Source organism: Endoryza foliicola (genome assembly GCF_050589245.1).
Taxonomy (GTDB): Bacteria; Bacteroidota; Bacteroidia; order Chitinophagales; family Chitinophagaceae; genus Endoryza; species Endoryza foliicola.
Map to the genome: position 1 here is coordinate 70,976 of NZ_JBOBEW010000009.1, position 23,506 is coordinate 94,481.

A 23,506-nucleotide genomic window follows, 5' to 3' on the forward strand; every position below is an offset into this window, starting at 1 on the left:
CAAATCTGTGATTATACGACTGCTGGTTGTTGCTCAGGAGCAGCGATGTTTTTCGCTTCCACGTATTTTTTCAACTCCTCACGAAGCACATCAGGCTTTTTCTTGAGCCAATCGGTAGTGGGCACAGTCAATTCCCACTCAGAGAAAAACATTTTTTGATTTATGATAGAAGGGTCCGAAATAATTGATTTGAGCGTATTGATACCAGTGTGCGGGAATGGTTCAACGGCCAGTTTCTTCAAATAAACTTGCATTTGAAGCGGGTTCTTTTGGTACTTGGCCATATAATAGCGCTCAAGCGTCTCAGAACACATGAAGAACGGTGCATTGGACTTGATGAGATTTAAGTAATCGATCATCAACTGATCAGCTGACTTAACAATGAAGTCTCGGCCCACGGTGATCGAAGAACCCTTGAAATTATCCTTGAAGTAAAATTTACCAACGAACCAAGCGATCGCATTTTCGGTAGACTCTACCCAATCAGCTGTCATGTTCAACCGGGCAATCTTTGGAGCTTCGTTATTGTCTGACTCGGTGGCCGTGATCGGTTCTCCTGAGGCCTTGTTGTGAGTCTTTTTGATCTTCACCGTTCCCCAGTAAGTCATTTCAATCAGCTCCTCCAATTCTTCCAAAGACAGGTCTTGTTGCTTCCAAGACTCGATATCAGGAGTAACGTATCCGAAGAACTTTTTGAAGTCAAACCCGTTCTCCATGTTTTCGATAGGGAATCTGGCCACATCAGCAACCTTTGTTTTGAATTTGTATCCCGTTCCAATTGTTTTGCCCGGTGGCGTACAATCTTTACATGGAGCTCCATCCACTAAACCAGAACCCATACAGGTAGAACACTTCAATAAAGGCTCTACAGCTTTCGCAAAGCCGTGCATCTTTTTCTGAAGTTCGCGAACTGACCGGTCGTAAATGAATGTATCTGCAAGCTCCACGATGTTTTCAATCGGAGAAACAAACTGACCAGGCTTATCAAACCACATGAGATCAGATACAATGAATGCAGGCACTTTCTTCCAACCTAGCTTGATCGGATTCCCGGTAGAAACTTCATTTGGATTCAACTCCCTCAATTCATTGCCACTGTAAAACACCAATACATCTCTGATATCATCGATGATTCGATAATACTCTGTGTCTGCGTCGGCACTCATATCAGTTAACTTCTCATCAGTGATTCCTAGTTGACGAGCTTGGCCGGCCTTTAATCTAAAAACGATGTATTCGAGGTTTCTTCCGGTAGTAAGGTAATCGTAAATGCTGCTGGTAGATTTGTAGACTGGATAAACACGGCTCATCGATATTTGGCCGCTCGCATTTACTTTGGCTGGTTCCGTTTCCATCAGGATCACTCCCATAGGATCGACCCGGTACGCAGCAAGGGCAAAATTGCGCACCCATTTGCGAAGGGACATGCCGTAACGAATATTTGACAACTCATCTCGAAGGCGCTGCTCTTCGTTGTCTCCTACTGAGAAAGAATAGCCACCTCCTTGTGAAGAGAATACCATATCCTCTTGTTGCAGCACACGAGCAAACAGGTCCCGATTCGAAATCATAGATTTCTTTTGCTCTGTGTACATTTCGTCGTTGGCAAAGAAATCTGACCGCTTGATTGTAGGTTCTACGCCAAGGACATGCATGGAGAGCTTTTTCGATTTCTCACGTGCGTTTTCCAATAGTTGTTTGGCCGGATTGTTTTTCAGGATGTTTAGAATGTCAGTGAATTTAAGTACCATAGCATGGCTGTTACTTATACAGCAAAGCTTTTAAACTGGTTATGCGTACCCTTGGAACTTGGGTCGCGAGATATTGAAAATCATCATCATGATGAGCATGTCTAAGAAGTCGGGAGATCGCTGCAGCTCCTCTTTCATTTTCTTTTTGGAAAGGATCCTTTTCTTTCGATCGTCCGCATTGATGTTATCTGATTTGAGCACTCCCAATTCTTGAATGATATCTTCCTTTTCCTCTTCTGTGCACTTTATCAGGACCTCTCTTTTGTTGATCAGCTCGGCAAGTTTATAGCCACACTCAGCCTTTAGGTTTGCAAACTCTTTTTTGTCAAAGGCCGTCTCTCCTCCTCTAAATTCTTTGATGCCAGTGAGGTACGATTCTAGGTAGTTGCCAAGGCCATCCGAATCGACTACCGTTCTTGAGTGCGGTACCGCTCGCTTGATCATGATCTTTTTTAGGTCGGTTTCGATTTCTTTTCCGGTAGCCTTTTCCTTTACCAGCTCCACATAGATCACATTTCCCTCAGCGTAGCCAACCACGAACTTATCACGGCCTTGCATGGCCAAGTCAGCAGATAACCTCTTGTTTGATTTATCGGGCATCACAAAGTCGTTGGTAAAGGAGTCAACGATCGCATCGAATTGGCAGAGGACGGTAGGATCATCTTCGTAATCCCAGTTACCATCCAGAAGACGAGCCCTGGTAGCTTTGTCTTGAATGGACTTGAGCGTTTCTTCATAAGTTGATTCTCGTGACTCGTTGTCGGCAAGAAAGGCTTGAATGAATTTGCGGTGCTTCTTCTCCTTTTTCTGGCGCCAAGGGTAGTAGAATTCGTAATACAGCCAGTTCTTCTTTGGGTTACAGGTTATGAAGATGCGAGGGAGAATGCCGTAGCGGTCGTTAAGGTTACGGCCAACACGAGTTTTTAGTACGTCAAAAGCTTTGAACTGAACCTCCCCGGCTTCCTCTATCCACCCAACGGTATATTCCAAGGAACCGAAACGTTCGTAAAGATCATCGGAGGGAAGGTGCTTACATTCAATGAAATCAATCCGGGAGCCATTGGCGAAAAACAGCGCATTTTCTTTGGCCTTGTAAACGATACCCTCGAAGCCATACTCTTTAAATACTTTTTTGAACGTCGCTAATGTAGACTTGACAAGATCGCTTTTGTTCTTTCTGGCCACAAAACAAGTGATGCCCGGATACAATTCACACAGGAAAGCGAGCCACGTTGCTCCGGTCCAGCTCTTTGCACCTCCGGCAGCTCCACCGTAAGCAAACTCCCTGATTTCTCCATTCGTAAGGACTTGAAGAGCGGCCTCCTGTTTCAGGTTCTTCTTGCCGTTTTTGGCGATCGTAATGAAATCGAAATCCCCTATTTCAAAGAGCCTTTTCCTCACCTGTATGGGTGACACCAGCGCCAACTGTTCAAGTATGTCTTGCATGCTATTTCTTTATAGCCTTCAATAGAGCGTTCAACGAAGTCTTGTCGAGCTTCGTTAGGTCAAAATGGTTATGAGTGTCTCCCGGAGGGGTGAGTTCCTCGAATAAATGGAAATGTTTGGCCAGCATCTCAAGCGCCTTCAGTTTGTCGGACAGCTTGAAAGAGGCAATGGTAAGAGTCTGTTTGGAAGTTTTCTTGCCTGTCGATTTGGGCAAAGTAAACTCGATTGAAGCGATTGCAGCTGCCTGATCGTCGGTCAGCTGGTCGAGCGGCTTGATGGTGCCATCTGAATTAAAATAATTGCGAATATCCGAGAGCCCTACACGGGTAATTTCACGAAGAACCACCTCTCGATTGACTTCTAATTTCTGGAAGGTTTGGGTCTTGAGTTCGCTTATTCTAAGTCTAATCTTAGCATCCTTCAACAGCCGTGTGGCCTGAGCGTGAGCAGATTTTTTGGAATAACCTGCTTCCAGAGCGGCTTTGGTGCCGTTTCCGTGTACTGAGTAGTACTGTGCAAATGATTCGTGTCTTTCTTGCTGTAACTTAGGCATGACACGAAAATAATTATTTTAATTGTATTTCAACAGCTAAGGAATTGTTTAGTTATTGGCTTCAAAGTACTGTTCCATGCGTAGGATGACAATTTCTTGGTGAAGTCTGGCCATTTCTGCAAGGTCTTGCATATTCATGTCCATGAGCAGGGTGAGTTTTTTGCTGTCGTTGGAATAGGTGGGGTCTTTCAAGGCGTCCTCGGACCTGCGCTTTGCTTCTTCTTTGATCTGCTCGATCTTTTCATAAATACGGGCGATTTGCTCGTCTTTATTGCCATTGATGTTTTCGAGTTCCCCCATAAGGTCTAATTGCGTAGAGGATAAAGATAGCGGTTAAAAATCAGACAGGAAAACATAAAAAGTATGGGAAAAATTGCCATGGCAAAAATCCACAACCGATGTTGAAAAAAATTATTTGTCCTTTGTTAATTCAAACCCCCAGTAAATACTGGGGTTTCAGGGGACTTGGCACGTATTATTCACAAATTGTGCAAGAACTAAATTTGGATGGAATTGTGAGATTGGTAGCTTTGAGTAGATAGTAACTATTCCCTTCCTAATCTAACTAATCACTTCAAACCGAATTGCTGAAAGAAACGCATTGGCGTAAGCCTATGTAGAATAGTTATGTTCACTAATAAAAAAAGCCAGAAGGACATTGAGCGAACTTCTGGCTATAAAGAGAAGGTGCTCGAATTGATCAACCTTCTGCTCAGGATCATTTTGGTTATTGCGAGTAACCATTAGTGTATCAAACCTCAAGACCTCCGTAAGGGGGTCTTTTACATTGAGTACATACCAAATGTATGTAATTCGAGTGATACGGAGTATACCGCTGGCTTAAATTAACTTTTGAAATATGCGTGAAACATGAATAATTGATTGATTATTAAAGCATACAGTCATTTTAAACTAGTTATACAGTAAAGATGAGGAAAACAACAGCGTTTTTTGGGGTTTTTCTCTTTTTTTGGTCCGGGACTGATTTTACCTTTACTGCAGATAATTATCAGATCGGTACCGGTCGGCCCCATCGATTACCCGGTGAGGCTTTTAATTACTCAAATACTATTTCGTCGTCTTCCATATCTTCATTCAGAACAATTGCTCTGTTTAAATCGAAATTCCCAAAATTTGGTCTCAGATCTATGTCCATTGTTGCGATGCCAAGTTGCAGATTAATAGATGTGATTTTGTTCATTCTAATTATTGTAGGAAATCGCCCATTTGTTCTAACAAACTGTAGTAGGTTTTGTCGGAAATTCTCAATCATAAAAGTTACTGTTTAACCAAAAGTACAATCGAAGTGCTAAAGCTCTGCTCCAGTTGGGACATTCCAGAATACTATTGTCATATCAATGATTATCAACGATTATTTGGCAGATCTCAAGGCCGCTAATAACTCCGGATTGTCAATTTTTTCACCGTTTAAGAACAATTCACTGCTGTAGTTATAAGAGTATATCTCTACTTCAACATTCTTGTCAATTTTAGCTTCGAGTATTAAATATTGAAACCTGATTTCAGGTGTCGGTGTCCGCTCTACCCAAGCCTTGAACCTTTTCCCTTTATAGGTAAATTGTAGCACTGCCATCGTGAATAATTTTATTGACCTTGTCACATACTAAATAAAAGCTATTTCAAAAAACCGGCCTATGACCGTTCAAAGCGTCAATCAATGCTTCATTTTCAACCTCTTTGTTATCAACAAGTAACCGATTGTCGAAAGTAACCATTAGAATTGGACCTGTTTTAAGTGGTGACTTTGATCTTATCAAATGATACTCTACTCCGATTTTCGTTCGAATCAAAAATGCTGAGTAAGTGATATTCTCGAAATTGAAAGTTACATTAGTCATAGCATCTTTAGTTTGCTTGATCTGGATCTAAATTTCTGCCATCCTTTAAAAGTAAGGCCTCCTCTATGCTCATTTTCTTTGGGTTCGGTACCCAGTTTTTTCGAAGCGCCTCGGCGATCGGCGTATCGGCTTCCATCTCTGCAATAGCCGGGAAAAGGTGAAGCGCATGGCACACTTGCAAGTATTGTTTCATCCCGAGCCAAAACAATCCCTGCTCCATGGCATTAATTGTTTTTCGGGCAAGACCAGCACGATCAGCCACTTCTTGTTGAGTTAAACCGAGTTCTAGGCGGCGTTCTTTGAAAAAGCCCGCCATGATAGAGCGGGCTTCGTTTAAAAGTTCTTCGTTCATATTAACTTCTTTTACAGATTTTTTTCAGCCAAATAAGGTCCTTCTTTTTAGGATCAGGCTCATTCTTAGTATCATCAATGATACCCATATCATTTGTTACAGTAGTCCAGCTCTTACCAGTCTTTGGAGATGTGTAGGTTACTTTGTAGTGACCGTAACCGTGGAATTCGAATTTGAAATCAGACTTTGAAATTGAAGTAGTCATAACATTTTCGCGGTTTTTATTCAGTTGCCCCCTGATTTGTTATTGATGACATAAAGATATGTAACAATTTTGTTACAAACAAAGCAATTAAAATAATTACCCAGAAACCATTATATTAAGAAATTCATATAACTAACAGTATTATTCAGATGTAAATTTTAAAAATGTGATGAGCGTATTTATACGGGTGTTCTAGATTGTTGTGTTTGTTTAAATTCGCAGCTTTAAACACTAACCTTTTCACATGCGATCTCTATCACTTTTATTGATAGTGCTACTAGCGCTATGCTCATGCCAATTCATTTCATCTCCCGAGTACGAAGTACATCAATTTCCTGAAGACAAGTCTAAAGTCTGGATATTTATAATGGCTGGTCAATCTAATATGGCTGGAAGAGATAAAGTTAAGACCATTGATACTGCAACAGATTACAGAATTTATTGCGTAGACAAATGGAATAAAATACAGCTTGCAAAGGAGCCATTGCATAAATATGAGCCTGGAACAGCCGGTTATGACTGTGGGATATCCTTTGCAAAAGAGATAATTCACTACAACAACGATTCTATCAAAATCATTTTAATTCCAGCAGCCGTTGGAGGTAGCTCCATAGATCAATGGCTAGCGGATTCAGTTCACAGAAATATTTCATTGTTTTCAAACTTATTAGAAAAACTTGATGTTGCAAGTAAGTTTGGTGTTTTGAAAGGTATGATCTGGCTTCAAGGTGAAGAAGATGCTATGAATAATAAATCTGCAGGCTACGAGCAAAAGCTATTGCTGTTTTTTAAACAGATTAGAGAAGCTACCGAGTCCCCCGATTTGGCAATTGTTAGTGGAAAATTACCCATATTCAAGAAAGGTTATCATTGGGAACAAATCAGTTCTGCAATTGAAAACACTAAAACTTTGCTTGATAAATATTCCGTAATTGATAATCACGGTCTAACCCATTTAGGAGACTCATTACATTATGATTCAGAATCACAAAAAATAATCGGTCAAAGATTTGCAAGGGAAATGATAGCACTGATAAACCTACAATCCCGCAAGTAAATCCCTCACCTACACTTTTTTCGCAGTGATTGGAACTCTGGGCTCCGTCCGAGCCTCCAGCACACTGGTTTTGACGTTTCGCTTGCGTTTGAGCCCTCGTTGAGTTGTGATGTCGTACCGAACCTCATCCTTGGCGTGCTGTTACTGTCCTCCGAACTCATCATCCAGCTTTTTACCGAATGCAGATGAGTCAATACCCTCTTTTCCCCAGTGTCCCGAATCATATAAATGCTTGCGAGCTTCCTTGGCCATTTCAGAATCTTTGTCGCTCGAAAGAAAGGCCACATATAGCGCCATCTTACTTATGGACATTTCTTTTTCTCGCTTTTCATGCTCCAGATACCTTACGTACACCTTTGAAAGTTCGGCGAAGTCAACCCGGTTTTTCTTTAATAACTCAAAAAAAACAAAGTTGATGCGGTTGCGGTCCAATTTCAGGCATTCTTCGAGTGCTTTTTCGTGACCTATCATAAAAATCTATTAATTAACAGAATCAATTTGAGTTATCGCAAAATCGAATGCTTCTTTGACTAGTTGAAACGCTTCCGGGCTTCCACCTTTGTCTGGATGGGTAACCATCGCTTTTTCACGGTAGGATTTTCGTATCTGCTCAGCATTAGCCGATTGGGATACACCAAGAACCTCATACCACTCTTTTTTTACTTCTACCTTTTCAGGAATTCCAGTAAATCCGGTAAATGCTCTATCCAAGAAGTCAGACACACCCCAACGTTCCATACCACGAAGAGCCTCGATACCTTTTCCGAGAGCGTAGATATTTTCCCAAATCTTGTTATACTGATCACAACACATTGCGATATCCTTCCCTTTGTACTTAAAGTAAATTGCCACTCCAGGATCATCAATCTTTCTTGACATCCAGTCGGAATAAAGCATTCCGTCTTTTCTCAATGGAATGTTGGTGCTTACAATTAGATTCGAGCCTCCAAGCTTTGATACTTCAGAACGAAGGAATCGCTGTGCCTTATCCATAGTCACTTTAAAGCGGCTATGAATTCGAGAATTTGTTCTTTTATAGCCAATCGGCCAATGTAATGGGAATGCTTCCATATAAACAGCGGCTTACGGTCCGCCAACGTTTATAATTCACTGATAATTTTATTCAATAATTCTCTTCTCGGTTCTATTAGGCATGGAGGAAAAGCAAAGCCATCTGATCTTTTTTTCCTTAAAGAATAAGTGTATTCATTAATTACATATTGTATTGCAACGCATTCTGAACCAGTTATTATATTTTTTCTCAACAATAACCTGCACAGCCCGCATAAACCAAATGGTTTGTCCATTTGTGCACCTATTTCACAAACATGATCAACCATTATTTCCATCAGTTCTTTGATTAGTCTCATGTTATTTTAAGTTGTTTTTTTAACCATGTAATTCCATTTTCCTTTTCTGATCGCTGGTAGCGAACAATCAAATTCTCGAGAAAAGAGATCCGCTGATTTTTACCATCCTGATCCATTGGCCAACACATAAAACCATATCTAGGAAAGGGAAGCCATACCCTCAGGATTTGTTTTACTGCTCGATACTCTTCCGGGCTAAATTCCTTTGAAGTGTAAAGCCAATCACAATCAGTACAGATGCCGTACTTTACTTCACTCCTTTTTACCTCCTCGAGTAAAACCTGCAGCAATTGATCTCTTGTTCTCATGATTACCTTTTTACAATTATTCGAAGACCTTGAGGCGTTTTGACTCTACTCAGTGCGACATACAGCTGCTCTTTCTGAAAACATGGCCGACTCAGATCAACCGTGCATTCATCAAAAGTCAAGCCTTGTGATTTGTGAATTGATAGAGCATAAGCCAGCTTGAAAGGATACTGCACTATTTTTCCGATTTCCTGCAATTCCAACTCATCTTTTGACTTGTTGTACACGTACTTCTTTTTGGTCAGCTCTACCTTCTCAAGTGAGTAATCGACATTTCCAACCCGTATGTAATGGCAATCTTTGTGGCTTACAAATATTCCAATTGTGCCGTTTCTAAGGTTGTTGTCTCGACTATTGACCAGATACATGATCTTGCAGCCGTTCTTTACCTCAATCAATGGCTCCAGATTAAAGTCTTCGATCTTTGCATCGCCCTCAATGGAAGCTTTAAAAGTGAAAACGTCTCCGGGTTGTGCATCAAAGCCTTTCTTGTTGTACTGTGCAACAGTTGAATTGTAGGGAGCGAGAATTACGCCTGCAGGATCATTGGTAAGAAACTGCTTAAAGTACTGGTCTTTTCTGCCATCTCTGACGTTATTCAGAGCTTCAATGAATTCCGGATCTGATTGCCGTACGATTTCATTGAGCTCAATTGTTTGTACATTCAAATCTTGAAAAACGATTGAATACTCAAAATTGACCCCATCGTATATCTCAAACAGCTTTGATCGAGTGTTATCATCGATAATCGGTGGCAGCTGCTTCATGTCGCCAACAAAAACCAATTGTTTCGATTTAAGACCATTCTTAACCCCGTTTTTTAGGAGCGTGTAATGCATGCCATCCAATAGATCAGCTCTCATTTGGCTCACCTCATCGATAATGATCACATCGGCTTTCTTGAGCACTTCACGGTTGTTACCAGATACAAAATTTGCATCGTCATAAGTCATGATTACAAAAGGATTGATCGCAAACATTGAGTGAATGGTTTGCCCATCGATATTGGTGGCCGCAATCCCTGTTGGAGCAACTGAAATATGCTTTTTACCCATTTTCTTCAATAAAGCCTGTCCTTCTCGTACTATGAATGACTTACCGGTACCAGCCTTCCCGGTCAGGAAGATATTTGCACCGGACTCAAGCTTTTCGAGAAACTCCGTTTGTTTTGATGTATAAGATTGTTCCACTACGGTCTCTTTTTAAACATGAAGAAAATTTGCACTGGCCAAAGGATTGACATAATTGTCACCACTAACGCGGGATAGTTCCACATGGAATACTCCTTTCGATTGAAAGCGTAGTAGATAGCGTTGATGATGCCAAAGGCCACAACAATGCAAGCGTAAATAATTAGAGCAGTTTTCATTCTAGTTACATTTGATTTTGTTATAAATGATTTGTCTGGTTCTAGCGAGATGTGATTTAAGACTAGGGTAGTCTTTGAAAAGATCAGCCTCATTAGCATATGGTATTGCTTCAAATATTCCTTGCTGTTTACCGTAAATGACTCCACAATCACTGCAGATGATAAAATCAATTCTTCTGTCACTTGGAATCTCGCAACTAAAAAAGCAAGAACTACATTTAAATTTTAAACTTTGCATTCGTTAATTGTTTTTCGAATTCCTGCATCTCCTTAGCCGATATATCCTTTGGCTGAATGGATGCTTTAATGTTAAAAACCACTTGACAGCGACTTGCATCAAGTCCAGCCGTACCCATTGACAGCATCGCATTGTAAGCGATCGCTTGCCACCGGAGCTGCCGTCTTTTGTATCCAAGTTCATCTGCAGATCCTGTTAGAATTTCAGTCTCGTGATACTCGACATGCTTCACTTGGCCGTCAACTAAAACTTCTATGATCATCAGTAGCCAATTACTAACATGGCAGCATCACGAACGTGTGCGTTTGTCTTGCTGTCCTGTCCGGTTAAAGAATTGAAGTAGCTCGCTTTCACCTTGGTTTTATTGTTCCTAGGAGCAACCATTTCGAACGGAATCTTGTGCTCAGTCAGAAAGTCTTCCCAAATCACAGCATCTCTTTTAACGTATCCGGCGCCTTCCCTGCGGCCACGTTCGGCAGCTTCATCCTTTTGCTTCGGAATGAACTTTCGAAGGCGGGCATCTTCTACCCGTACAAACAGATCGTTTGGCCCATGATTGTGTAAATGCAAATCCTGAACATACTCAAGAGCTTGGTGGATCTTCATGGACTTTATGTAGGTGAATTGCTTTTTTACAGCATCCCAAAGGGCAACACCGGTGTTTACTCCCGTATCAATTCCGATGTAGTATTTGTACTTAACTGGCTTTTGCATTTTGTGCTTTTTGGATCTTGAAAAATTCGATTACTGCAGTTTTCTTCTGCTCGTCTGTCATTGGCTCTCCTGGTGCCGGATTACAGAACCCAGAAGGAACCATGCTTCTAGTGATCAGGATTTCGTAGATAAAAGGGTCAACTTTTTGCGGATCAAGGGTGTTTTCCAGAAATTTCCCGAAGTAGTACCGAATGAGCTCCATCGGCTGATTTGATGGCGGTGGCCCTGATTCGGTAATCGGTTTTTGAGGCGGTACCGGCTTAAGGGAGTTTGTTTTGGCTCGATTGACTATCGGATCGAATTGATCGAGCAGATTTTTCAAGGTGAAATGTTTCTGGAGCCAAGGGTCGGTAAAAGCCGTCGTTAAAAACGAATGCAGCGCTTTTACGGCGTTTTCTTGGGTCCAGTCGATGTTCTTCTTGTCCGAGCGCTTTTTAAGCGTTCCTACGAGGATTTTAAGCCATCTGGGATCGGCTCTTGAAAACGATGGTTCATCCAAATTTTGATTTTTGTGGAAATTGAACCAACAATCAACTAAAGCTTGCCAGTGAGGTTCTGCATCCTTGTCTTTCTGCCTTTCATTTCCTCGACTAAGAATTGGGGGCGCTGGCTCTGCCGGCGCAAAAGATTCTTTATCTATAATCTTACTCTTAGTCTTAGTCTTTGTTTGCGGATTCTTCCCGGGAGGAATCGCATTTTTCCCGGGAAGAATCGGATTGTTCCCGGGAGGAATGGTATTTTTTTCCGCTTTTGGGTCTTTTTCTTCCGAAATCGGCGTTTTTTGTTCAGCTCCCAGATCAGTTTTTTCCCTAGATTTTTTCTCATTCCTCCCGGGAATTATTGAATTCTTCCCGGGAGGAATTTCACCGATTTGGTGTTGGAAAGGGGTAATAATGAGGTTATTTGTGACGTGTTGTGATAGGTCGCATAGGAGGTATTCTTGAATCATTTCAAGCTCGCTTCCTTTCTTCCTGCGTTCCTGTGTAGCAATTATGTACACGTCCTGCATCATCTCGCAAGTGAGAACACCAAACAGCTCGGCCACGGTCTTATCGAATAAGCCACGACGGAGGCACCCGGCTATCACTTCATTAATGAGTTTGATGCTTTTTCGACAATAGTCTGTAGCAAACAGCTCAAGCAGATCTTTGTCTTTTAAATCAAAATAGTAGCCCCATTTTCCATATCCATAATCGATCAGGCATTTCCAGACGTAATAACCATCCGATCCGAACTCATTTAGAAGCAGTCGAACCTTAGGATTCAGCACATGTCCTGTATCCATTCTATAAAAACTAATTCCGGGTTTTACGTTTCGTGCCATCGTTAAAATTTGTAATAAGGGTCGTGTTCAAAAAACTCTGTTTCCTTGATCGGTTTTGGTTGTTCTGTTACTCTTTTGAATGGGATTTTATGATTGTATAGAAGCGTCATCAAAGAGTTGCGATTGATATAGGGAAAGTGCTCAGCGATTTCCCTAAAAGTCATATCTGGCTTTACAAATTCTTCCAGAGCTCTTCTTCGCTCTTCAGTTATTTGAGACTTCTTTTTGAATTCAATGCCAAGCTTCTTGATTCGACTTCTTAAAGCGTATTGGCTAATGTGACTATACAATACACAGACTTCAGCCACTGTGATGTTGGTATTTAAACTCCTAAGCTGATCATCTAGCTCGGCAGAAAGGCGTTTTCTCTTTTTATAATTCGTTACCATGGTTATGCAAAAGGATTCATGTTATCAAATTCATCGATTTGGGATGTAGCGTGAACCGGATCAGAAGTGCTTTTATTAGTGGATGGCTCATACTTGAAGGTTCGCTTCAATTCTTCCATAAACCACTCTGTAGCTGTTCTCTGCAGCCAACCTTTCCACTTCTGTTCGGTTATTCTGGCCCACTCTTCGCAGTTAAGGAGATAGTAGTTAAGCATCTGCTGAGCCGTCACATCATCGAGGCTGTTAAGGCGCCAGTTGTATTTTGCATGTCTTACAATCATCAATTTGATTTGATTCAAGACATAGAACTTACTGTAGGGCTGTCCCTTCTGGGTCAATTTTCCTTTGATGTCATTCACTAACTTATCGACATATATTTCTACATTCTTGCGACCGGCAAACCGAGAAGTTTCAAGTTTGAAATTGTCGTACCTCTGTATTCTGCGATTTTCAAAGCCGCAATTAGGACAGGTGATGCACGAAAGGTGAATGAGACGGTGACAGCCTTGGCAGCTTTTAACGGGAGCCTCTCCATCAGCTTTTACTTCCGGTGGATTGTGAAATATTGCTCTCCAGTCGTGGGGATGGGACCAGTCGCCGTGTGCGATCGCATTCTCACCAAGATCAACGATCGTAAAAGATTGTTTACCGGGATAAGGGCGAGAACCTCTGCCACACATCTGCAGCCATAAAGGAATAGAGGTTGTAGATCTGTTCACAACAATAGCCTCAATGCTTGGCTCATCAAATCCGGTTGTCAATACTCCAACGTTGCAAAGAATAGCATCAGGCGTTTCAGAAAACCACTGAAGGGTGGCTACTCTTTCTCTTGGATCTGTTTCTCCATCAATATGCCTGCAATTGTATCCGTAGGCTGCAAAGGCATCTCGAACCTTCTTAGAGTGTTCAATGTTCACGTTAAAAATCAACGTCTTTTTACCCTTGCAATACTGTTGGTATGATTTGATAGCGTTGTGAACGTTCTTATCGGAAGAGTACATTCTGGCCATCACAACCTCATCAAATTCACCGTTTTTGATGGAAAGCGAAGATCGCTTAACACTTTTCACATCGTAAGTAATGTTTGGTACCAGTCCAGTTGTTGGGTCTTTCTTCCACTCTTGAATCAATTCCGGTATCGATACACAACAAACGATATCATCAAAGTAATTCTTTAATGGGTCCTTTGCTGAAGATGCCAGAGGTGTGGCGGTAAATCCAATAATAATTGATTCGGGAAAATAGTCGTAAAGCTTTTTGAAATTTCCAATGTGGCACTCATCGACGATTACTAAGCCTACATTACCAAAGTAGTTACGGTTCTTTTTTAGCCGGTTGTGTGCTGTCTCAACCATGGCAACATACACCTTGGCATTCGGAAAATACTTGTGATTGGCTGTGATTGGAATGCCTATGATATCGAATCCTCGGTACAATGTTTTGCAGGCTTGCTTCAAAAGCTCCTCTCTGTGTACCAAGATCACAACCCTGGTCTCCTGTTTATTTAAGAATCGATTGGTTACTGCTGAGAAGGCAACTGTTTTCCCTCCACCGGTGGCCAACTGAAACACAAGCTTTCGCTTTCTGATCGCCTTTTGAGCCAGCTCCTGAATTCCGTCTTGTTGATATGGTCTAAGTTGCATCTTAAAGGTTTTCTAAAAATCTAATGGCAGTTACTGCAGTTTGCACAGCTTCTAATTTTAAGCGTTCCAGTTGCGCTTCCTGATCAGCTGGAGAATCTGGCGCCTCGTATTTTATTAATAAAGCTTCCCGGACTAACTCACCGGCCTCTTCTGATACAATGGCTGCACGTGATACGATGTGTTGTGGCCAGACCGGATGCTTCTTCTTTGCTCGGGCCATTTCCTTCTCAATGAGATTCCAGATCTCCTGCTTAGTCAGCTTTGCCATTAGATTTTGATTATTTGTTCTTGAGTTCTTTTTTCAGCGCAGTTTTGCGGGATTGAAGCTTCTTTATTTCATTTTCAAGCTTCGCCTTGCGCTTCGCATCAATCGCAGCATATTTGGTTTTGATTTCGGCTAAAACTGAAGGGAAGTATTTCTCCGCCATCTTCAATTCAGTCTGGATTTTAGAAAATCCATCATTTACGTAGTTGTGATGTGCAGGAAGAAACTTGAACATGAACAATCTCAGCACTTGATTGAATTGTTGCGCACTAATGCTGGTGGCTTTTTTGCCTATGATTGAGGCCACATCTTCTTTGAGGGTATAGTGTTGCTTTATAATTGTTTCCACCACCCACATCATTTCTTCATCAGAAAGAAACTCCTTTAAAAACTTTGCATTATTGAGCGGGCTAAAGTGCGGATGGATTTCTTCATAAGCCTTGTTTTCTGAAATCTCCTGCTTACGAACCTCATTATCCTTGAGGCGCTTTATTTCAGCATCAATTTCCTGCATAACTTGATCTGCAGTCTTAACCTCTTCTTTTGCTTTGGTGGAAGCCGAGGAACTTGAGGTATTCGCTTCTTTTTTTTTCACCTTCATTTGAACCCATGCATAGGTGCCTTTTTCAGATCCATCAATGTAAAAACCTCGCTTAGCTTTGCCGTTTGCTTTATCATTTTCGAACTGGGCTAAAAGTTCAGCAACTTCTTTTTCAGCTTTTGCAAGTATTTCTTCCTCACTTAAATCATCATCAAACACATAAAGATTTGAAATCGCATAGTCTCTTACTGTGTTTTTTTCAAGGCTGGTTATTTCATAACAATCAAAATCTTGATTTGTAACTACTGTTATACCATGCTTTTTTGCAATTTTCTCCAAGCCTTTATCATAAGACCACTGACTGCTTATGAAAACCACTTTGGGGTCTTCTATTGCTTCATTCAACCTAGTTTCAAAAGAGATTTCAGCCTTTTCTTTATAACAGTCTCTATTGGTACAATAAGCCTTTGATGCGTCAGGAAAAAGCTGAGCCGTCTCACTATTGAATTTACAGTTGACACAGGACCCTGCTTTTGTTATTGACTTTGAATTGATATCGAAAGGAGCATTTGACAAATTGCACTGAAACTCGTCGAATTTATAATCCTTTATATTGATCTTGCTTCTTATTAGCAAGTCGTCCGCATCAACTTGATCATTATAAAGCTCAGCCTGATCCTCTTTATTCAAATTGGCTATTTTAACAGCTAGTGGGGTATCAATCATATTCTTCTTGAATACATCCACCCATTTTTCAGTGAGAGAGTTCAGCTTAAAGCGCTGGCGTACGTAGTACTCACTTTTACCTATCGCTGCAGCAATTACTTCAAATGATTTTCCAGAATCAAGCATTCGAAGCATTACTTCAGCCTCTTCCATCGGGTGAATGTCTTCCCGCTGCAAATTCTCGATCGTCTGCAGCTCCAATGCCTGTTCATCGGTTAAATCCCGCTCAATGGCCGGAATTTCAACGAGGCCTGCTTTTAATGCTGCAGCAAGGCGCCTGTGTCCGAAAACAAGCAAATACCCCTTTCCTTTTTTGCGCACAGTAACGGGCTGCAAAACACCGTGTGCTTTAATTGATCCAGCCAGTTCGATCACAGACTCTTGTGATATCGTTTTTCTTGGCTGGTTTGGGTCCGGTTGAATCTTGTCAACCGGAATAAGTTTTGAATTTTCCATTTAAGTTTGATTGATGTTGAATAATTAGCGGTCTTCTTCTGCGTAGGTATCTTCTGGCTCTTCTTCAAACTCCAACTTACCTCGCGGCTCCTGTCCTACCTTTTTAGCCTCCAAATAAGCCTCAACCTCTTGAACCAAAGCAGTCAATTTCTCATTGAGATCGTCGAGATGTTTGTAGCCAGTCAAATCATTTTGTTCGAGAAGTGTGTAAGGAGCGTTAATGATAGTAACCTTCTTCAACTCAGTTCTCACATGGCCAGTAAGCACCACTCCTTCGTTTGCTTTAATCGATACGCCTGTCATGGTGAATCGTTTCACCAATTCAGCATCATAGTTCTGAATGCTTTTTACCTCTTTCAGTTTGATAAACCCAGAAAGAAGACCTAAATGGATTTTGAGATCGTGAAGGGCAGAGCGCAGATCCTGATGCATGTAGCGATCCGTAAAAGAAGCGGCGTTGTAGTGGCTTTGAGTGCCGTCCTTTTCAACACGTGAGTACGTGATTGTTAGAAAGTGATCATGAACCACTTTAATTTTCTCAATTGATACCTGCAATTTGTGCGCTTTCTTCGCCTGTTTTGTATCGTCAGAAAGATCAACTTTCTTTCTGCTTTTTTTGCCTTCAGGTTGTTCGGCACCGGGATCAACTCGACCGGTCTTCGTAGTGTCTTGAAATTCAGATAAAGGAGCCGTTTCCTCTGGTTTCGTTTTTTTAGCGGCAGCTTTTTTGGTAGCCATTATAAACTGTTTTGATTTTAAAAAAGTGTGGGTGCGTCCCCACTTGGTTTCTTTCTTGGTGTGGCCTTCTTAGGCAAAACAGTTTTCGGTAGTACAGGTGCGGGCTTTTCTTCAGGAATTGGATTGGAAATTGGAAGGGAAAAGGATTCTGGTTTTTCTTCTGTATCAATTTTGGAGCGAGCCACCGGGAACCGCTGCCCATTGCCATCTTCGACTATTAACACATTCCCATGATCAGCTATTAACTTGACAACGGTTCCCGCTTCAGCATACACACGGCCAGCTTTGGCCACACTCACTACTCGCTCAATCACAATCATGACAACTTCTCTTCGGGGATTTCTAGGGAGATCACTCCACGGTTTACTAACTCAAAAAAGCATTCTGCTGTCGCAGTGATATCTGCCATAGCATCGTGAGCATTGTCAAAGCGGTCTTTAAAAAGAAACTCATACAGCTCCTCCAGCTTTGGCCACTTGTAACCTCTTTTCGCAGGTATTTTGCAATAGTTGGTTGACTTCATCATCGTGCAGATCTTATGAATGCCGCTTCGAGGTTCTTTGCCGGCACGAATAAATTCAGCCCAAACAATGCGGTGATCAAAATTCAAATTGTGTGCAACCAAGATATCGGCCTGCATTTTGTCTTTGTAGAATGCATCCAAAGCTTCTACGATCGGAATTCCCTCAGCCATTGATTTCTCTTGGCTAAAGCCGTTATCAATCCAAAACTGCTCTGTAGGCATTTCCCAGCCATCAGGCTTGATCAAGTAATTGCCTTCGGATAATACTTCTCCGGTTGAAGTAGTTAGCAGCCAAGCAAGTTGAATCACTCTTGGCCAGTTGTTTACATCTGTATAAGATGCTTTATAATCGACGGGAACACCGTTCGTTTCTGTATCGAAAAACAAGATTTTTTTCATGCGTTTGATTTGTATGGTTTTAAAAATTGATAGAGATTCTTTTCCTCGATGTATTCGAAGAATTGACGAAGAAGAAGCTTGCAGTCGTCGTGCATGTCAGAGTAAGAAGAACAGTAGAGCGGCTCGTATGGAATGATATTGATATCGTGAAGCCAAGCAATCCCTTTCTTATCGTAAACAAGAGAGTCAAAACCTTGTACTTCGAAGACATCGTAATAAAAGGTCTTTGCATTCAGCATATCAAGATAAAAGCGCCACTGATAGCTATCAACATACTCTTGGAAGTCAGGAGTGCGAAACTTACACTTAGTATCCCTTGTGATGTTTCCCTCGATTCCATCGGTACGGCCACTCACTAGTATCGTCATGCCGTTTACTTCGTATTCCTTCGCCACAGGAACTTCATAGATCATTTTGGGGTGAGCTGCAGCGAATTCAACAGCAGGCCTTGCCAGTTCTTCAGAAAAGAAAATACCGTCAACCAAGTAGCCATTCAGGTTGCCACTAACATGCTTGAATTTGTGGCCCTCTTCGATTATTTTACCCCAAGCTTCTCCAAATTTGGTTTTATCATTTCCGAGGAAAAATCCTTTGATGGAATCCAATAAAGACTCCTCCGTATCAAATGTGGAAGCCTCTGTCATGTATCGACGAAACTTCTCAATGGTAGTAACTGAAACTCTGTAGCTCATAAGTGTTTTATCGGCTGGTTAAAGATTCTTTTTGCTCGTACTTAACTCCCGGAATGGTTCTGTTCCCCTTGTTCATTTCCTCTCTGATTTTAGCCTCATCGGGGATCAAGTATTCTCTTGGAATTAGAGCAGGATCTTCAATTGAAAAAGTCCAGCGCTTAGTAACACCTTTCACTGCAGAAGAAGAACCACCAAAGGAGCTCACATGCTTAACAGGCTTCGGAGCTTCCACCACTTGAACTGGCGGAGCTGAAGGAAGTTCTTCACCGAAAAAGTTATCGGCCTCCGCCTCCTTTTGTTTTTTGGCAGCTTCTTTTATATTGAAATCATTGATTTGATCGGTTAGGTAAGTCACAATTCCAGCCCACGTTTTATCATCGCTATCCAAGCGAGCCATGGCAATATTGATAGACTCTTTGTAAGAGTAACCGGCATCTGTCTTTACAAGGCCTAATGTTTCCAATTGAGCGCCTCTTGCCTCTCTCACTAGCTTCACTCGCTTTTCCTCTTCGGCTTCATTATAGGCCAACACAACGTCCTCAGCTCGTTTGATATCGGTGGGCAGATTGGAAATGATTTCCTTTGCCTTGGCATTGATCTTCTCCACTATTTCACGGAAAGGTTCACCGAGTGCCTTTCTTTTGTCCTCAATTACCTTAGTGACTTGCTTTGCCTTTTTGATGATATCGAGAGTGACTGTCACGTCCTCTTTCCCGGAAATTGTTTGAATGGTACTCAAGGCAGCTTTGGCCTTGAGTACTTGATTTTCAGTTTTATTGAACTTCCGGAGATCGAACTTCACCTCATCCGGGTTATCGTTTACTTCTTCAAGAAGCTTCACTTGCAAAGCCTCCTTTTTTTCTTCCGGAACTGTTTGTTCCGGAGTAGCGTTTGTTACCATTGTTTATCGATTGAAATGTTATAGGAATAGTTAGTTGCCTGATGCTTCAGCTGGCCTGCGCACGTTGCGATTTGATGGCTTTTTAGCTGCAGCAAGAATCTCAGGAATAAGCTTGTTGAAATCCTCAGTGCTCATGTAGTTCAACTCCTCGTATGTGATTGTACGGCTTCCAAAAGTGAACCCATCCGAACCCATGACCACTTTCATATCACGAAGCATTTGGCATCGAGTCTCCATTTCTTCTTCAGATGCAGCCTCTGGAGCTTCTCCTTCTTCTTGGGGTTTTACTGATTTATCTTCTGGCTGTTCCGTGGTTTGCTGTTGTGCTGCAGGCGTTTGAGCAGGCGCATTCTCTTTTTGAGGTAGCTCGTATCGCTTCGTTTCTTTGTTGGCAACAAAACCGAGGTCTTTCGCTTTGGCAACAATCAGTTTCACCATTGGTGCCTTAATGTGAGGCTCCTGAGCATTCACTTCAGCGAGTAATGCGGTCATATCCTCAGGCGTTTCTGTTTTGGCTAAGCGATCTTGATAGGCATCCATGATTTTCATGGCTTCCAATTGCTCTTCACTCATTTGTGAAATCGACTTCTTCACGTCAGCAATCACATTGGCCATGAATGTTTTCAAAGAAGGATCTTCCTTGGATGGAATATCAATTTGAGGCAGGTTAGCCGTATTCTTACCAACCGTGAGATCAGTTGGAGACCAGGAGATATTTCGATTATTGTTAATGAAGGTTACATAGCCAACTTGATCTGCAATTCTCAAGAGCAATTGATACGACTGGCCAGTTACGTCAGGAATGGCTCTTTTGGTGTCCTCATCCTTTTTTGCATGTGCAATGATGATAACGTCCATTCCTTCAGCTCGGCGGTTATTGAGGAAAAGTTTGAACTGATCGCCAATCTCACCGTAAGCACGCAGCTTGTTCGTTTTCAATTTGTGATCAATGCGTGTTACATAACTCATCAAGAAGTCATCGAGAGCAGCCTTTGCTGTATCAATTACAACCGTTTTGTAACCTTTAAAAGTTCCCTTGGTTTCTTCTTCAATAACGTCTTCCCACTTATCGATGATGATTGTATCTCGGCGGTAAAAGGAGCGTGATACGCCACGATCGAAGTCAAGTACAATGACATCCTGAGCGGTGTTTCCAAGTGTAGTTTTTGAGGCACCCGGATCTCCATAAATAACGATGACCACCGGGCGTTCGGGCATCGCTTGATTTGCTTTAACTAAAGGCATGATTGTGATTTTTATGATTAAAAAAATGATTGCTTAAAAAAGCCGGTGGAAACCGGCTGCCATTATGATGGCTTGATCGACTCTAACCGTAGCGGGGGCAGGAATCGAACCTGCATGATGCAACCTATTTTGGTGTCGACTCGCCGCAGTTGTCGCATCTATCTCGCTTTAGTTAGCGTCTACCAGTTTCGCCACCCCGCCAATTACGCCTAATAGCTAGACGTAATTTCATTTTCATGTATCCTAAAGAACTAATCCAAGATTGCCGCTTGGCCGGGAGCCTTTTAAAAGGAGCCGACCGAAGCCGGCTCGTTGCTAATAAAACCTCAAACAATAAACGAGGTGAGTGCTGTCCTTTTAACTCAATTCAGCAGTAGAACCGAATTCATCACTCAATTAGCTATAAATGGATTTTCGATATCACGGTAGAACTCCGACATTCCACCGGTATATAAAGTCTTCTTTGGAATCACCGTATTCTTGCGGCGCTTGAGGTTAGTATGTACCTTATCAATTGCAATTCCAACGAGAGTTGCAAGAACGTAGCAGCCTATAAGAAATAAAATAAAAGAAGGTAGCGTCATCATAACAAAAGGTTTAAAGGGTTATAACAGTTTCAATTTCTCAACTGCAGTCTGGCCAAGAATGCTGATCATTACTCCTTCGTGCTCGTCAGTTTGTTCTTTTAATTCTGAAACCAAAAGACGAAAACGATCTACAGTAGGATTCATCACGACATTGCTTATCGCAGGAAGCCAAACCGTATCCTTATCAACACCCTTCAATTCATTGAAGAATGCTTTCTCTTCAGTAGACAATTGATCAATAAAGCTCATACTAGTAGTTGTTTGGAATTGAGGTATGAGGGTTGTTGTTGATTCGGAAGTGTCTCAGTAGCTCTTCCATAAACTTCTCTTCCGTAGTGTTGAATTCCTTCGCACAGAGTTTGAAAAAGCTACCGAGTTTGATCACTTTCGTTATATGTAGAAGCATCATCCAATCGATCAATTCAAAATCCTCGATGCCGGTGTGAGAACTTAACAAATCAAGCTTTCGAGACTTCTGCCCCAGTTCTCCGTCGTTCATTTCCATGATATCGACGTGATCAGGCTTGATAAAAATGTAGGTGGTCCCGTTGTACATGCAAATAGTAGTTGCATTGGTTCGGGTTTTATTGAAGCCTTGCGCTTCCAAGTATGTGATGACCTCTGGTATCACAACTTTTTGTTTTGCAGTTAAAATGTGTAGATTTGTCATGTTTATCGATTGAAGTTTTTACTTCCTGCCTGATGTTAGCGCATCAGGCTTTTTTGTGTTTTGCTCTTTTGGTACCACCAACCCTTTGCATTCTTCTATCCAATGTGAGTTCAACTCTCCTGTTCAAATCAATTACTAAAGCATCGGGAGTTGTAGACACAACCTCCTCAGGCTTAAGTTCTTTTCTGATCAACTCTGCTTCACGCAGAATGCATTTTGCATAAGCCTCCATATTGGCCACATGCTCTAATATTTTTGAGGGTATTGACATTGTAATTACTGGGTATTACTTTTACGCTTTCTCCAGTTCGATAACTGGTTCAAGGATGTCCTCGATTGCTACTCCGACCTCTTCTGATATCACTCGCAAAGCCGCATACTTGGTTAAGCTCGAATTAGGCTTGTTATCTTTCATAAGCAGCCAAATAGATTGCTCGCCTTGGTTAATTGCCATGGCGATCTTGGTCCGTGCCTTCGGGTTATTGACCTGATCTAAAATTGTTTGCTTGATTTTCATAAATTGTGTTTATAAATTTTTATAGTCCAAATTTATGACGAATAATTCGTCATTGCCAAATATTTCATCATATTTTTTTACATTTTTTTTGTCAATAACGTGAATACAGGGGAAAAACTTAAGCAGGCAAGGGTTTCAGCGGGGCTGAGCCAACAAAAGATGGCCGAAAAATTAGGCATCAATAGGACTACCTATCAATACTGGGAGACTTCAGGACCCAATTTGGAGGGTTTGAAACTTGTATGCAAGGCACTAAACCTGCCAATGAGCTACTTCATTGACAAATATTCTGGCGAAACGGGCGGCATAATTGACGACTCTTTAAAGCCCGATACTGGTTTTTTAGTGGAAAAGAAGATAATAGTTGAGGAAGAAAATAAAAAAACTGATTACCTAGACAAGTATATTTCTACCCTTGAACAAAATAATCAGTTTTTACAAAGAATGCTTGAAACTAGCCTTGGGTCAATAATAGAGACCCAGATGGCCCAACTTTCACATCAGAAAGCTCTGGCTTGGTACCAAGCTTATAACGTTGCTGAGGGGGATCAGAACAAACTGGTTGAGGAATTGACAAGGCTAAACAGTAAAGTCGCCGAGTTTGCAGGCTTTCGTACCGAAAAGGACAGCGTAAAACGCAGTTGACACATTTCATCATCGCTTAAGGT

33 protein-coding genes and 1 tRNA gene are annotated in these 23,506 nt (G+C 41.6%); 2 read left to right on the top strand and 32 right to left on the bottom strand.

Features of this window, described 5'->3' with window-relative positions:
- Positions 1-11 precede the first annotated feature (11 nt).
- The 9 genes from ACQ2HE_RS18235 to ACQ2HE_RS18275 all read right to left on the bottom strand — a co-directional run bounded on the left by ACQ2HE_RS18235 (position 12) and on the right by ACQ2HE_RS18275 (position 6,166).
- The gene (locus ACQ2HE_RS18235) at positions 12-1,751 is read right to left on the bottom strand and encodes a hypothetical protein (RefSeq protein WP_430900489.1); all 1,740 of its coding nucleotides are present in this window, start codon (positions 1,749-1,751) and stop codon (positions 12-14) included.
- Between the two features lie 39 nt (positions 1,752-1,790).
- Positions 1,791-3,197, bottom strand: a complete 1,407-nt coding sequence (locus ACQ2HE_RS18240) for a phage terminase large subunit (protein WP_430900491.1) — start codon at positions 3,195-3,197, stop codon at positions 1,791-1,793.
- A gap of 1 nt (position 3,198) precedes the next feature.
- Entirely contained in the window at positions 3,199-3,750 is a 552-nt protein-coding gene (locus tag ACQ2HE_RS18245) for a terminase small subunit (protein ID WP_430900493.1), read from the bottom strand.
- A gap of 48 nt (positions 3,751-3,798) precedes the next feature.
- Positions 3,799-4,050, bottom strand: a complete 252-nt coding sequence (locus ACQ2HE_RS18250) for a hypothetical protein (protein ID WP_430900495.1) — start codon at positions 4,048-4,050, stop codon at positions 3,799-3,801.
- Between the two features lie 757 nt (positions 4,051-4,807).
- Complete coding sequence (locus ACQ2HE_RS18255) at positions 4,808-4,951, bottom strand: hypothetical protein (protein WP_430900497.1); 144 nt, start codon at positions 4,949-4,951, stop codon at positions 4,808-4,810.
- Between the two features lie 171 nt (positions 4,952-5,122).
- The gene (locus ACQ2HE_RS18260) at positions 5,123-5,344 is read right to left on the bottom strand and encodes a hypothetical protein (protein WP_430900499.1); all 222 of its coding nucleotides are present in this window, start codon (positions 5,342-5,344) and stop codon (positions 5,123-5,125) included.
- Positions 5,345-5,390: 46 nt separating this feature from the next.
- The gene (locus ACQ2HE_RS18265) at positions 5,391-5,609 is read right to left on the bottom strand and encodes a hypothetical protein (RefSeq protein ID WP_430900501.1); all 219 of its coding nucleotides are present in this window, start codon (positions 5,607-5,609) and stop codon (positions 5,391-5,393) included.
- Between the two features lie 7 nt (positions 5,610-5,616).
- The gene (locus ACQ2HE_RS18270; RefSeq protein WP_430900503.1) at positions 5,617-5,961 is read right to left on the bottom strand and encodes a helix-turn-helix transcriptional regulator; all 345 of its coding nucleotides are present in this window, start codon (positions 5,959-5,961) and stop codon (positions 5,617-5,619) included.
- Between the two features lies 1 nt (position 5,962).
- Complete coding sequence (locus ACQ2HE_RS18275) at positions 5,963-6,166, bottom strand: hypothetical protein (RefSeq protein ID WP_430900505.1); 204 nt, start codon at positions 6,164-6,166, stop codon at positions 5,963-5,965.
- A 244-nt stretch (positions 6,167-6,410) separates the two neighbouring features.
- On the opposite strand from ACQ2HE_RS18275, the gene ACQ2HE_RS18280 reads away from it, so the two are divergent.
- Positions 6,411-7,223, top strand: coding sequence for a sialate O-acetylesterase (locus ACQ2HE_RS18280; protein WP_430900507.1), 813 nt, complete (start codon positions 6,411-6,413; stop codon positions 7,221-7,223).
- Positions 7,224-7,364: 141 nt separating this feature from the next.
- Here the strand turns inward: ACQ2HE_RS18280 and ACQ2HE_RS18285 are convergent, their stop codons facing one another.
- From ACQ2HE_RS18285 to ACQ2HE_RS18395, 23 genes are all read right to left on the bottom strand, one after another.
- Positions 7,365-7,694 carry a hypothetical protein gene (locus ACQ2HE_RS18285; RefSeq protein WP_430900509.1) on the bottom strand — a complete coding sequence of 110 codons (330 nt, stop codon included), beginning with the start codon at positions 7,692-7,694 and terminating at the stop codon, positions 7,365-7,367.
- Positions 7,695-7,703: 9 nt separating this feature from the next.
- Positions 7,704-8,294 carry a J domain-containing protein gene (locus ACQ2HE_RS18290; RefSeq protein ID WP_430900511.1) on the bottom strand — a complete coding sequence of 197 codons (591 nt, stop codon included), beginning with the start codon at positions 8,292-8,294 and terminating at the stop codon, positions 7,704-7,706.
- Between the two features lie 29 nt (positions 8,295-8,323).
- On the bottom strand, positions 8,324-8,593 hold the full coding sequence (locus tag ACQ2HE_RS18295; RefSeq protein WP_430900513.1) for a hypothetical protein: 270 nt from the start codon (positions 8,591-8,593) through the stop codon (positions 8,324-8,326).
- Positions 8,590-8,901, bottom strand: coding sequence for a hypothetical protein (locus ACQ2HE_RS18300; protein ID WP_430900515.1), 312 nt, complete (start codon positions 8,899-8,901; stop codon positions 8,590-8,592). Before ACQ2HE_RS18300 ends, ACQ2HE_RS18295 begins: the two co-directional genes overlap by 4 nt.
- A 2-nt stretch (positions 8,902-8,903) precedes the next feature.
- Complete coding sequence (locus tag ACQ2HE_RS18305; protein WP_430900517.1) at positions 8,904-10,091, bottom strand: ATP-dependent DNA helicase; 1,188 nt, start codon at positions 10,089-10,091, stop codon at positions 8,904-8,906.
- 397 nt (positions 10,092-10,488) lie between these two features.
- A complete protein-coding gene (locus ACQ2HE_RS18310; protein WP_430900519.1) occupies positions 10,489-10,770 on the bottom strand; it encodes a hypothetical protein in 282 nt (93 codons plus the stop codon).
- Complete coding sequence (locus tag ACQ2HE_RS18315; RefSeq protein WP_430900521.1) at positions 10,770-11,222, bottom strand: hypothetical protein; 453 nt, start codon at positions 11,220-11,222, stop codon at positions 10,770-10,772. The genes ACQ2HE_RS18310 and ACQ2HE_RS18315 overlap by 1 nt, the downstream gene beginning before the upstream one ends.
- Positions 11,206-12,507 carry a DUF4373 domain-containing protein gene (locus tag ACQ2HE_RS18320; RefSeq protein ID WP_430900523.1) on the bottom strand — a complete coding sequence of 434 codons (1,302 nt, stop codon included), beginning with the start codon at positions 12,505-12,507 and terminating at the stop codon, positions 11,206-11,208. Before ACQ2HE_RS18320 ends, ACQ2HE_RS18315 begins: the two co-directional genes overlap by 17 nt.
- Before the next feature lie 41 nt (positions 12,508-12,548).
- Positions 12,549-12,935, bottom strand: a complete 387-nt coding sequence (locus tag ACQ2HE_RS18325; RefSeq protein ID WP_430900525.1) for a hypothetical protein — start codon at positions 12,933-12,935, stop codon at positions 12,549-12,551.
- Between the two features lie 2 nt (positions 12,936-12,937).
- Positions 12,938-14,578 (bottom strand): DEAD/DEAH box helicase, encoded by a 1,641-nt coding sequence (locus ACQ2HE_RS18330; RefSeq protein WP_430900527.1) that lies wholly within the window; start codon positions 14,576-14,578, stop codon positions 12,938-12,940.
- A 1-nt stretch (position 14,579) separates the two neighbouring features.
- Positions 14,580-14,846 (bottom strand): hypothetical protein, encoded by a 267-nt coding sequence (locus ACQ2HE_RS18335; protein WP_430900529.1) that lies wholly within the window; start codon positions 14,844-14,846, stop codon positions 14,580-14,582.
- Between the two features lie 10 nt (positions 14,847-14,856).
- Positions 14,857-16,566: a ParB/RepB/Spo0J family partition protein gene (locus tag ACQ2HE_RS18340; RefSeq protein ID WP_430900531.1), complete on the bottom strand. Its 1,710-nt coding sequence runs from the start codon at positions 16,564-16,566 to the stop codon at positions 14,857-14,859.
- Between the two features lie 24 nt (positions 16,567-16,590).
- Positions 16,591-17,304 (bottom strand): hypothetical protein, encoded by a 714-nt coding sequence (locus ACQ2HE_RS18345; protein WP_430900533.1) that lies wholly within the window; start codon positions 17,302-17,304, stop codon positions 16,591-16,593.
- A 17-nt stretch (positions 17,305-17,321) separates the two neighbouring features.
- Positions 17,322-17,624: a hypothetical protein gene (locus ACQ2HE_RS18350; RefSeq protein WP_430900535.1), complete on the bottom strand. Its 303-nt coding sequence runs from the start codon at positions 17,622-17,624 to the stop codon at positions 17,322-17,324.
- The gene (locus ACQ2HE_RS18355; RefSeq protein ID WP_430900537.1) at positions 17,621-18,226 is read right to left on the bottom strand and encodes a 3'-5' exonuclease; all 606 of its coding nucleotides are present in this window, start codon (positions 18,224-18,226) and stop codon (positions 17,621-17,623) included. Before ACQ2HE_RS18355 ends, ACQ2HE_RS18350 begins: the two co-directional genes overlap by 4 nt.
- Positions 18,223-18,918, bottom strand: a complete 696-nt coding sequence (locus ACQ2HE_RS18360; protein ID WP_430900539.1) for a hypothetical protein — start codon at positions 18,916-18,918, stop codon at positions 18,223-18,225. The genes ACQ2HE_RS18355 and ACQ2HE_RS18360 overlap by 4 nt, the downstream gene beginning before the upstream one ends.
- A gap of 7 nt (positions 18,919-18,925) precedes the next feature.
- Entirely contained in the window at positions 18,926-19,819 is an 894-nt protein-coding gene (locus ACQ2HE_RS18365; RefSeq protein ID WP_430900541.1) for a hypothetical protein, read from the bottom strand.
- Positions 19,820-19,849: 30 nt separating this feature from the next.
- The gene (locus ACQ2HE_RS18370) at positions 19,850-21,064 is read right to left on the bottom strand and encodes an ATP-binding protein (protein WP_430900543.1); all 1,215 of its coding nucleotides are present in this window, start codon (positions 21,062-21,064) and stop codon (positions 19,850-19,852) included.
- A gap of 89 nt (positions 21,065-21,153) precedes the next feature.
- Positions 21,154-21,265: transfer RNA gene (locus tag ACQ2HE_RS18375), tRNA-OTHER, on the bottom strand.
- 404 nt (positions 21,266-21,669) lie between these two features.
- Complete coding sequence (locus ACQ2HE_RS18380) at positions 21,670-21,900, bottom strand: hypothetical protein (RefSeq protein ID WP_430900545.1); 231 nt, start codon at positions 21,898-21,900, stop codon at positions 21,670-21,672.
- Between the two features lies 1 nt (position 21,901).
- Positions 21,902-22,321 (bottom strand): hypothetical protein, encoded by a 420-nt coding sequence (locus ACQ2HE_RS18385; protein ID WP_430900546.1) that lies wholly within the window; start codon positions 22,319-22,321, stop codon positions 21,902-21,904.
- Positions 22,322-22,364: 43 nt separating this feature from the next.
- On the bottom strand, positions 22,365-22,592 hold the full coding sequence (locus tag ACQ2HE_RS18390; protein ID WP_430900548.1) for a hypothetical protein: 228 nt from the start codon (positions 22,590-22,592) through the stop codon (positions 22,365-22,367).
- A 21-nt stretch (positions 22,593-22,613) separates the two neighbouring features.
- On the bottom strand, positions 22,614-22,838 hold the full coding sequence (locus ACQ2HE_RS18395; protein WP_430900550.1) for a hypothetical protein: 225 nt from the start codon (positions 22,836-22,838) through the stop codon (positions 22,614-22,616).
- Positions 22,839-22,937: 99 nt separating this feature from the next.
- On the opposite strand from ACQ2HE_RS18395, the gene ACQ2HE_RS18400 reads away from it, so the two are divergent.
- On the top strand, positions 22,938-23,483 hold the full coding sequence (locus ACQ2HE_RS18400; protein WP_430900552.1) for a helix-turn-helix domain-containing protein: 546 nt from the start codon (positions 22,938-22,940) through the stop codon (positions 23,481-23,483).
- The last annotated feature ends 23 nt before the right edge of the window (positions 23,484-23,506 follow it).

What these genes read in the sequence shown, in the direction of transcription:
- ACQ2HE_RS18235 (WP_430900489.1), bottom strand. Translation starts at nt 1,751, where the DNA reads ATGGTACTTAAATTCACTGACATTCTAAACATCCTGAAAAACAATCCG.
- ACQ2HE_RS18240 (WP_430900491.1), bottom strand. Translation starts at nt 3,197, where the DNA reads ATGCAAGACATACTTGAACAGTTGGCGCTGGTGTCACCCATACAGGTG.
- ACQ2HE_RS18245 (WP_430900493.1), bottom strand. Translation starts at nt 3,750, where the DNA reads ATGCCTAAGTTACAGCAAGAAAGACACGAATCATTTGCACAGTACTAC.
- ACQ2HE_RS18250 (WP_430900495.1), bottom strand. Translation starts at nt 4,050, where the DNA reads ATGGGGGAACTCGAAAACATCAATGGCAATAAAGACGAGCAAATCGCC.
- ACQ2HE_RS18255 (WP_430900497.1), bottom strand. Translation starts at nt 4,951, where the DNA reads ATGAACAAAATCACATCTATTAATCTGCAACTTGGCATCGCAACAATG.
- ACQ2HE_RS18260 (WP_430900499.1), bottom strand. Translation starts at nt 5,344, where the DNA reads ATGGCAGTGCTACAATTTACCTATAAAGGGAAAAGGTTCAAGGCTTGG.
- ACQ2HE_RS18265 (WP_430900501.1), bottom strand. Translation starts at nt 5,609, where the DNA reads ATGACTAATGTAACTTTCAATTTCGAGAATATCACTTACTCAGCATTT.
- ACQ2HE_RS18270 (WP_430900503.1), bottom strand. Translation starts at nt 5,961, where the DNA reads ATGAACGAAGAACTTTTAAACGAAGCCCGCTCTATCATGGCGGGCTTT.
- ACQ2HE_RS18275 (WP_430900505.1), bottom strand. Translation starts at nt 6,166, where the DNA reads ATGACTACTTCAATTTCAAAGTCTGATTTCAAATTCGAATTCCACGGT.
- ACQ2HE_RS18280 (WP_430900507.1), top strand. Translation starts at nt 6,411, where the DNA reads ATGCGATCTCTATCACTTTTATTGATAGTGCTACTAGCGCTATGCTCA.
- ACQ2HE_RS18285 (WP_430900509.1), bottom strand. Translation starts at nt 7,694, where the DNA reads ATGATAGGTCACGAAAAAGCACTCGAAGAATGCCTGAAATTGGACCGC.
- ACQ2HE_RS18290 (WP_430900511.1), bottom strand. Translation starts at nt 8,294, where the DNA reads ATGGAAGCATTCCCATTACATTGGCCGATTGGCTATAAAAGAACAAAT.
- ACQ2HE_RS18295 (WP_430900513.1), bottom strand. Translation starts at nt 8,593, where the DNA reads ATGAGACTAATCAAAGAACTGATGGAAATAATGGTTGATCATGTTTGT.
- ACQ2HE_RS18300 (WP_430900515.1), bottom strand. Translation starts at nt 8,901, where the DNA reads ATGAGAACAAGAGATCAATTGCTGCAGGTTTTACTCGAGGAGGTAAAA.
- ACQ2HE_RS18310 (WP_430900519.1), bottom strand. Translation starts at nt 10,770, where the DNA reads ATGATCATAGAAGTTTTAGTTGACGGCCAAGTGAAGCATGTCGAGTAT.
- ACQ2HE_RS18315 (WP_430900521.1), bottom strand. Translation starts at nt 11,222, where the DNA reads ATGCAAAAGCCAGTTAAGTACAAATACTACATCGGAATTGATACGGGA.
- ACQ2HE_RS18320 (WP_430900523.1), bottom strand. Translation starts at nt 12,507, where the DNA reads ATGGATACAGGACATGTGCTGAATCCTAAGGTTCGACTGCTTCTAAAT.
- ACQ2HE_RS18325 (WP_430900525.1), bottom strand. Translation starts at nt 12,935, where the DNA reads ATGGTAACGAATTATAAAAAGAGAAAACGCCTTTCTGCCGAGCTAGAT.
- ACQ2HE_RS18330 (WP_430900527.1), bottom strand. Translation starts at nt 14,578, where the DNA reads ATGCAACTTAGACCATATCAACAAGACGGAATTCAGGAGCTGGCTCAA.
- ACQ2HE_RS18335 (WP_430900529.1), bottom strand. Translation starts at nt 14,846, where the DNA reads ATGGCAAAGCTGACTAAGCAGGAGATCTGGAATCTCATTGAGAAGGAA.
- ACQ2HE_RS18340 (WP_430900531.1), bottom strand. Translation starts at nt 16,566, where the DNA reads ATGGAAAATTCAAAACTTATTCCGGTTGACAAGATTCAACCGGACCCA.
- ACQ2HE_RS18345 (WP_430900533.1), bottom strand. Translation starts at nt 17,304, where the DNA reads ATGGCTACCAAAAAAGCTGCCGCTAAAAAAACGAAACCAGAGGAAACG.
- ACQ2HE_RS18350 (WP_430900535.1), bottom strand. Translation starts at nt 17,624, where the DNA reads ATGATTGTGATTGAGCGAGTAGTGAGTGTGGCCAAAGCTGGCCGTGTG.
- ACQ2HE_RS18355 (WP_430900537.1), bottom strand. Translation starts at nt 18,226, where the DNA reads ATGAAAAAAATCTTGTTTTTCGATACAGAAACGAACGGTGTTCCCGTC.
- ACQ2HE_RS18360 (WP_430900539.1), bottom strand. Translation starts at nt 18,918, where the DNA reads ATGAGCTACAGAGTTTCAGTTACTACCATTGAGAAGTTTCGTCGATAC.
- ACQ2HE_RS18365 (WP_430900541.1), bottom strand. Translation starts at nt 19,819, where the DNA reads ATGGTAACAAACGCTACTCCGGAACAAACAGTTCCGGAAGAAAAAAAG.
- ACQ2HE_RS18370 (WP_430900543.1), bottom strand. Translation starts at nt 21,064, where the DNA reads ATGCCTTTAGTTAAAGCAAATCAAGCGATGCCCGAACGCCCGGTGGTC.
- ACQ2HE_RS18380 (WP_430900545.1), bottom strand. Translation starts at nt 21,900, where the DNA reads ATGAGCTTTATTGATCAATTGTCTACTGAAGAGAAAGCATTCTTCAAT.
- ACQ2HE_RS18385 (WP_430900546.1), bottom strand. Translation starts at nt 22,321, where the DNA reads ATGACAAATCTACACATTTTAACTGCAAAACAAAAAGTTGTGATACCA.
- ACQ2HE_RS18390 (WP_430900548.1), bottom strand. Translation starts at nt 22,592, where the DNA reads ATGTCAATACCCTCAAAAATATTAGAGCATGTGGCCAATATGGAGGCT.
- ACQ2HE_RS18395 (WP_430900550.1), bottom strand. Translation starts at nt 22,838, where the DNA reads ATGAAAATCAAGCAAACAATTTTAGATCAGGTCAATAACCCGAAGGCA.